The organism is Corynebacterium sp. (assembly GCF_030530965.1).
Taxonomy (GTDB): Bacteria; Actinomycetota; Actinomycetes; order Mycobacteriales; family Mycobacteriaceae; genus Corynebacterium.
Window position 1 is genome coordinate 19,361 of sequence record NZ_JAUMTY010000022.1, and the last position, 7,465, is coordinate 26,825.

Sequence of the window (7,465 nt, forward strand, 5' to 3'; positions counted from 1 at the left end):
AATTTCATGGATCAATCGCCGACGAGCTACCACGCGGTTGCGGTGATGGCCGACGGGCTCCGTCAGGCGGGATTCCACCCTCAGAAGGAAACCGACCCGTGGGATGTTAGGCCTGGGGGACATTACGTTGTTCGTGATGGCGCAATGATCGCTTATGTCATTCCGCCGCAGGCTGCGTCGGCTAGTACTACGGACCGTGAAAGCGTCGGCAAGAACGACGCGGAAAACAGAAACGACGGTGGTCGTCACACCGCTTATCGCATTATCGGTGCTCACACGGATTCCCCGGCACTCGCACTCAAACCGACGCCACAGTCCACAACGTCCGATGGCTGGGGGCAATTAGCCGTCGAGGTCTACGGTGGGGCGTTATTGAATTCGTGGCTTGACCGCGAGCTGTGTGTAGCCGGGCGAGTTGTCGACGAGCATGGCGCCGTTCATCTGGTGCGCACGAAACCGATCGCGCGTGTCCCGCAGTTGGCCATCCACTTAGATCGCAAGGTCAATGAAGGCCTAGAGCTCAACCCTCAGAAGCATGTTCACCCGGTGTGGACGGTTGACGACGATAGTGCCGACATTATGGACGTCATCGCGGAGTTCGCTGGTTTATCGAGCAAACGCGCGATCTTCGGGTGGGATCTCAAGCTGGTTCCGACGCAGAAGGCGGCAACGTTTGGTGCCCAGTCGCAGTTTATTGCGTCGGGCCGTCAGGATAATTTGTCATCAGTATTCGCGGGGTTTCACGTTTTACAGCACTTAGATACCGACGCGATTCCTGGCGACGACATCCTGGTTTTCGTCGCCAATGATCATGAGGAGGTCGGGTCGGGAACGCGATCGGGCGCCGCAGGCCCGTTCCTTGAGGACGTGTTGCATCGGACGGCCGTCGCTTTAGGTTATGACGCCGACGACGAAGCGCGAATGATGGCTCGCTCCGTCTGTATATCGTCGGATGCGGGGCATTCTGTGCACCCGAATTACGCTGAACGTCATGATCCGGACACTCGCCCAATGATGGGGCGCGGGCCGATGGTGAAGATTAATGCTAACCAGCGTTACGTTTCCGACGCCGTGGGTGAGGCCATGTGGCAGCGTGCCTGTGAGGCCGCGGGGATCCGCCACCAGGCGTTTGTTTCACATAACGCTATGCCGTGCGGATCGACAATCGGGCCGATCACGGCGACGAGGCTGGGAATGGTGACGGTTGACGTCGGTATTCCGCTGCTCTCGATGCACTCTGCGCGAGAAATGAGCCACGAATACGACTGTTTGGCGCTCTCGGAGGCAATGCGTGCTTTGTGGACGATGGAATCACTGGAATATGGACGGTGATTTGAGGGTAGCGTGAAGACGCTCCTCACCGCCCTAGGTAAGGTTGAGTTAATTAATAATCATTGGTAATTTCAGTCCATGCTACCTAAAACAATGAAAGCTCCGGTCGCGGCTGCTGGAATCTCGTGTGCTGGAGTGTGTGGTGTGGTTGTCGCGCCAGCCGCTTACGCGGGGGATGCGGTGGACGCTCTTTCCGCGTCGAACGACGTGCATGGTGAGAGTTCGCGCCCGGTTGTCCTTATTCTTCCCGGGCAGTCAGTAGGCACGCTGCCGTACGGAAAAATGAAGTCGAACCTTGAGGCAGGCGGGTATGACGCTCGCGTTCTTGACCTTAAAGGGGCCGACGTTGTTGCTGATGCTCATCTCATTGCCGACGAAGTTCATCGCGTCCGTGAGGAGAATCCCGATGCAGAAATTTCGCTGGTCGGGCACAGTGCGGGGGGAATTAGTGCCCGTGAGTATCTGAAGCATCAGGGAGGGACCGAAGACATCGCTCGGTATATCGCGATTGGGTCGCCTCAGTATGGGAGTCCGGGGGCGTGTGTGCAGGGTGGTACTGCGAAGGATTTGTGTCCAGGCTCGGATTACATAAACCGGTTGAATGCTGGGGATGATACTCCTGGTCCGACGGAGTATTACGCGATTCGCGGTGAACATGAGTGGGCGGATGGCCGCTTGGATGGCGGTCAATGCAGGATGAAGCCGGTGGCGTCACCGTCGCCACTAATTAATGGTGGTTTCCACCACTCGATAGAACCTTTGCAGTCTGAGGTTTCAGCCACGGTTCTAGCCGCGTTGAATGGCACGTGCACTGGTGAGTTTGTCGACGAGCCGATTGATTCTATTCAGGCGAAAGACACGATTTTCCAGGATGGGCTGTAATCTATTCGGTCGTTTCACGTGAAACCAGTGCAGATGGGATGGTGCATGGGTGCACCGCGGGAGTTGGGGTGCACCTAGCACGGGTGTTTACCGCAGTTCAGAATCGACTACGTTCCACGGGATGTAGGCACCATATTTCCCGGTGTAGTTCTCCAGGTAACCGACGTTAATTCCGATGACGCGGTTGTAGCGATCGACCATCGCTCCACCCGACGTACCGGGCCTGGAGTTCAGAGGCGAAACGAGGGCCACCGTGTTCGGCCGACCGTTCCAGCCCATGAGCGGACGGTCGGTCACGCGAGACTCGTTGAAACGCTGGCCGAGTCCGAGGACGTGGACAGGTTCTCCCACGTTAAGTGTGTTGTAGTCACGCTTTTCCCAGCGACCGTCGACGCGGACAGACGGGTCAAGGTTAATTTTTACGGCATCGAGACCACGGCTCATTGCCGCAACCCGCCCGATGCGGTGGTTGGATTGGTCGAAAATCTCGGTGCCACGAGTCCAGCGACCGTGTGAGCAGTGCTCTGCGGTGTATCCGGTGCGGTCTCCGATCAACGTGATACTGCAGGTTCCGCCGCTACCGGAGCGAATAGTAGCTCCTTGGTGAACGGTGATGGTGCGGTTGTTCGGAGTAGTGAAGACGCCTTTAGTTTTGAAGTCCTTTGAGGCGTCGGGCCATGGGTGATGCGAGTACGTTGGGTGCTCAACGGCGTGAGCTTCATTGGCTGCCATGGGCATACCAATGGCAGCAAGTGTGATTGATAATGCGGCAATAGATGCGCGAAGTAGACGGCGCACTTTCCCCCCAAAAAATATGATGTGCAGATTATGTAAATCTGGCGATGTCGGAAGCTGGAGTTTCTCTCGCAGCTAATGAATGAGGATACGCCATAAACGGCGTTTCTGTGAAATGAATGTGAGTGTGATATTTGTCTGTGGGGAAAAATCGTAGTTTAAAACATCTGCTGCTTTAATTGGGTAAGAACTTGCCGACGACGCGGCCTCGAGCGCGTACGAGATAAGCTTCAGATGCACTGTGAGCAGCATGTTTACAGTTATTGAAAACGAATTATCAACTCTTCTTGAATTCAACCGAGATTATTGAGTTGGGTAAAAATCGGATGGATTGACTGCGGAGCCTAAATATAGAACATTTGTTGCGTGGCCTATGTTCTCAGTTTTAATTTCACGGCGAGAATAGAAAATAACGTTAAAAGCTGATGCCCCTGCTTTTCTCCATGAGAAGACACAGTTTCCGTTGCCGATAAAAAGCTGGCAAATGGCAGGTGTCCTCTTTGCCGTGTGGGTAGTCGTTTCAGCGTGCGCTGGAAGCGGGTGTGGGGTCCGCGCCGGGCGTTTCTCGCGTCGCAAAGCGTGAGCGTCGGCGGTCTCGTCCTCACTCTCTTTCCGACGATTCCTCCGGTGATTCTTGGCCTCGCGTTGTCCTGCGTCGGTGTATTCACTGGTCAAGCGGTTGGAACGTTCATGGTGGGGAGGTTGGCCGCGGGTGCCTGGTCGACCGGCGTCGGTTTGTATCTGACGGGCTACTATGTCGGCGGTGCGATGGGTGGGGTAGCGCCGATGTCGTTTTATTCGGCTGCTGGGTGGAGTGTCGTCGTGGCGGTCGTTCTCGGTGTTGTGCTGTGCGCGACGGCGATGGGTTGGTGGGCATGGCGTCCGCGCGAAACGAACACCACCCACACCCCAAATAAGCAGGCTTGTTAAGTAATTATGGCCACGCTTGGTGCGTCGCCCACTATTAATGCAGTTAGCCTACCCCCGCATGGTTACACCTACTGTTAATGCATTCACCAATTGTTTAGGCTCAATGTAGTTAGCGCAATCTCGTGTGCCTCACCCGCTTGCCGTGGGCTTTTGTTGCGACGACGCCGGTGTCAGGTTAGTGAGCCTTGCGCATGTCTATTTTTACGTCCTGTGAATAGGAGTCCCCGTGGTTCAGCGTCAATTCCCGAATCCAAAAGAAATTAGGGAATATCTGCACTTTAAAAAGCCCGAGCTGAATTTGAAGAAGCGTCGTTTGGAAAACGCTTTGACAATTTATGACTTGCGGAAGATTGCGAAGCGTCGCACTCCAGCATCTGCGTTCGATTACACGGACGGTGCTGCAGAAGGGGAGATTTCTATCGCCCGTGCCCGCAAGGCATTTGAGGACGTGGAATTCCACCCATCCATCCTCAAGGATGCGTCCGAGATCGATATGAGCACCTCGATCCTCGGCGGTCCCTCCTCCCTGCCATTCGGCATTGCCCCGACGGGATTCACCCGCCTCATGCAGACCGAAGGGGAGGTCGCGGGCGCAGGTGCAGCCGGTGCAGCGGGCATTCCATTCTGCTTGTCGACGCTGGGCACCACCTCGATTGAAGACGTGAAGGCCACCAACCCGACCGGACGCAACTGGTTCCAGCTGTACGTGATGCGCAAGCGCGAAATCTCCTACGGGCTGGTTGAACGCGCAGCACAAGCCGGCTTCGACACCTTGTTCTTCACCGTGGATACACCGGTGGCCGGCAACCGTATGCGCGATGTTCGCCACGGCTTTTCCATTCCTCCTCAGTTGACGGTGAAGACCGTCGTCGACGCGATCCCTCGCCCCTGGTGGTGGATCGACTTCTTAACGACGCCTCCGCTCGAGTTCGCCTCCTTGAGCTCGACCGGCGGCACCGTGGGCGAACTGCTCAACAACGCCATGGACCCCACGATCAGCTTCGATGATTTGAAGACGATTCGTGAGATGTGGCCCGGGAAGCTCGCCGTCAAGGGCGTCCAGAACCTTGAGGACTCGAAGAAGCTCGCCGACCTGGGTGTCGACGCGATTGTGTTGTCGAACCACGGTGGACGCCAGCTCGACCGCGCTCCCGTGCCGTTCTTGCTGCTCCCCGAGGTTGCCCGCGAAGTCGGCAAGGACGTGGAGATCATGGTGGACACCGGCATCATGAATGGTGCCGATATCGTCGCCGCGCTAGCCCTGGGTGCAGACTTCACCCTGATTGGACGTGCTTACCTGTACGGCTTGATGGCTGGTGGCCGTGCCGGCGTGGACCGGACCATCGAAATCTTGCGGTCGCAGATCGAGCGGACCATGAAGTTGTTGCAGGTCACGAGCATTGAGGAACTAGGCCCTCAGCACGTCACGCAGCTCACTCGGTTTAACCGTGTGGACTCGTCTCGCGACGATGCAACTGTGTAACTCGCAGCGGGAGGGCTAGGTCTCACACAATTCCTTCACCAGTGTGAGAGCTAGCCTCCAGTGTCGCCACGTGTGCGCTTGGTCGCGCCGGGCGCCTGGCTGCCAGTGAATATGATCGACGCCACGGTGAGCCGTTTGCGTCTTTAGGTTCCCATTTGGGGGTAAAAATTGGGACCTGTCTGACGTCTACATGCGGTTTCCCGTGGCTTTTAGTTGTCACATCATCACGAATTTTGTCCCGTTTAGGGTGATCGTAGAAGATGTGACTAATACGGTGGTTTCACCACGTATGTGTTGTACATCACTATTTTCTGCTGGTGTGTGAGAAGCAGTCTGGGTGATGCGTAGTTTGTCCCTTGGCATCCCCCAGTGATGCCCCTGAAAAGTGAGAATAACCGGTGTCATGAGTTCCACCTATCAGCCTGATTTGGCTCCGCTGGCAGACAATTTATTTGTCTCCGCGTTGGTAGCTTTCCTCCCCTTGGCCACAATCTTTGTCACACTCGGAGTACTGCGGTGGAAGGCCCATTGGGCGGGCCTCACCGCCCTGGCCGTCTCCTTCGTCATCGCCATCGCAGCCTATGGAATGCCAGCTCACCTTGCGGGCTTGGCCGCCACCCAGGGCGCGGTGTTCGGCATCTTCCCAATCATGTGGATCGTCATCGCCGCGATCTGGTTCTACGAGATCACCGTTCGCTCGGGTCGCTTCCAGGACTTACGAGCCCTCATCGATCGACTTTCCGACGATCCCCGCGTGCAGGCAATTCTTATCGCATTCTGCTTCGGTGGCATGTTGGAAGCGTTGGCCGGATTCGGTGCGCCTCTGGCCATCACCGGCGTCATGCTCCTGACCATCGGATTCTCACGCATGCGTGCTGCGGTGTCGGTCATGGTGGCCAATACCGCTCCGGTTGCCTTCGGTGCTGTAGCAACGCCGATCATTACCGCTGGCGCGTTGTCGGGTATTGATTACCAGCACATCGGTGCCATCGTCGGCCGCCAGACCCCTATTTTGTCGGTCTTTATCCCACTCTTCCTCTGCATTCTGGTGGATGGAAAGCGTGGTTTGAAAGAGTGCTGGCCGATCGCTTTCGTTATTGGCCTCGTGTTCTCCCTCACCAAGTTCGTGTTCTCTAACTACATTTCGGTGGAACTGACTGATATTGCGGCAGCTCTGATGGGTGTCGCTGCCACCGTGATCATGTTGCGCGTCTGGAAGCCGAAGGGAACGGAAGAAGCCCGCGAGCGATTGTTTGTGGAACGGCAAAAGGAGGACCAGGAAGCTGGTACTCAAGACATCGCAGGTGCAGAGACGGTTGCGCAGGAAACAGAGGAGCGTGAGCTCACCGCCGGCCGGACTTTCATGGCGCTCTTCCCGTATCTCCTCGTTCTCGTGGTCTTCTCCCTGGCCGAGTTGTGCGACCCGGTGAAACATTTCCTGAAGAGCACAGATGTCACGATTCACTGGCCGGGTTCGGACGGTCACATTCTGACCGCAGGCGGCAAGGTATCGGGCGCAACCGTCTTCGAATTCACCTGGCTCTCGTCGCCAGGAACTCTGTTGATCATATCAGGGTTCATTGTTGCCGCTGTGTACCGGGTGTCTTTGAAGGTTTTGGGCCAGGCCTATTGGGAGAATTTGGTGAAGATGAAATTCTCCATTTTGACCGTTGCCTCCGTGGTTGCCTTGGCATATGTCATGAACCAGTCCGGTCAGACGATCACGATGGGTACATGGATTGCCGGCGTGGGTGCGGCCTTCGCGTTCTTCGCCCCGATTCTCGGCTGGCTGGGCACCGCGGTGACCGGTTCTGACACCAGTGCAAACGCATTATTCTCGACGCTACAGCAGACGGCTGCTGTGAAAGCGAATGTTGATCCTGCCCTCATGGTTGCGTCGAATACGTCCGGTGGTGTTGTCGGTAAGCTGGTCAGCCCCCAGAACCTCACCATTGTGGCGACGGCGGTCGGCCTGGTTGGACGCGAGTCCGAGATTCTCCGGAAGGTGGTTCTCTGGAGCGTCGGACTTCTGATCGCCCTATG

General features: G+C 56.5%; 6 protein-coding genes. 5 read left to right on the top strand and 1 reads right to left on the bottom strand.

Annotated features, from left to right (window positions below):
- Together Q3981_RS05725 and Q3981_RS05730 are read left to right on the top strand one after the other, a co-directional pair.
- Positions 1-1,332 (top strand): M18 family aminopeptidase (locus Q3981_RS05725; protein ID WP_303124459.1); only part of this gene is annotated, 1,332 nt, incomplete at its 5' end.
- Positions 1,333-1,410: 78 nt separating this feature from the next.
- Complete coding sequence (locus Q3981_RS05730) at positions 1,411-2,214, top strand: triacylglycerol lipase (protein WP_303124460.1); 804 nt, start codon at positions 1,411-1,413, stop codon at positions 2,212-2,214.
- Positions 2,215-2,301: 87 nt separating this feature from the next.
- Here the strand turns inward: Q3981_RS05730 and Q3981_RS05735 are convergent, their stop codons facing one another.
- Positions 2,302-3,012, bottom strand: coding sequence for a hypothetical protein (locus tag Q3981_RS05735; RefSeq protein ID WP_303124461.1), 711 nt, complete (start codon positions 3,010-3,012; stop codon positions 2,302-2,304).
- Positions 3,013-3,588: 576 nt separating this feature from the next.
- Between Q3981_RS05735 and Q3981_RS05740 the strand changes: the two genes are divergently transcribed.
- The 3 genes from Q3981_RS05740 to Q3981_RS05750 all read left to right on the top strand — a co-directional run.
- Positions 3,589-3,939, top strand: a complete 351-nt coding sequence (locus Q3981_RS05740; RefSeq protein ID WP_368410094.1) for a hypothetical protein — start codon at positions 3,589-3,591, stop codon at positions 3,937-3,939.
- A gap of 226 nt (positions 3,940-4,165) precedes the next feature.
- On the top strand, positions 4,166-5,422 hold the full coding sequence (locus Q3981_RS05745) for an alpha-hydroxy acid oxidase (protein WP_046203664.1): 1,257 nt from the start codon (positions 4,166-4,168) through the stop codon (positions 5,420-5,422).
- A gap of 403 nt (positions 5,423-5,825) precedes the next feature.
- The coding region (locus Q3981_RS05750; RefSeq protein WP_303124462.1) for an L-lactate permease at positions 5,826-7,465 on the top strand (1,640 nt) is incomplete at its 3' end.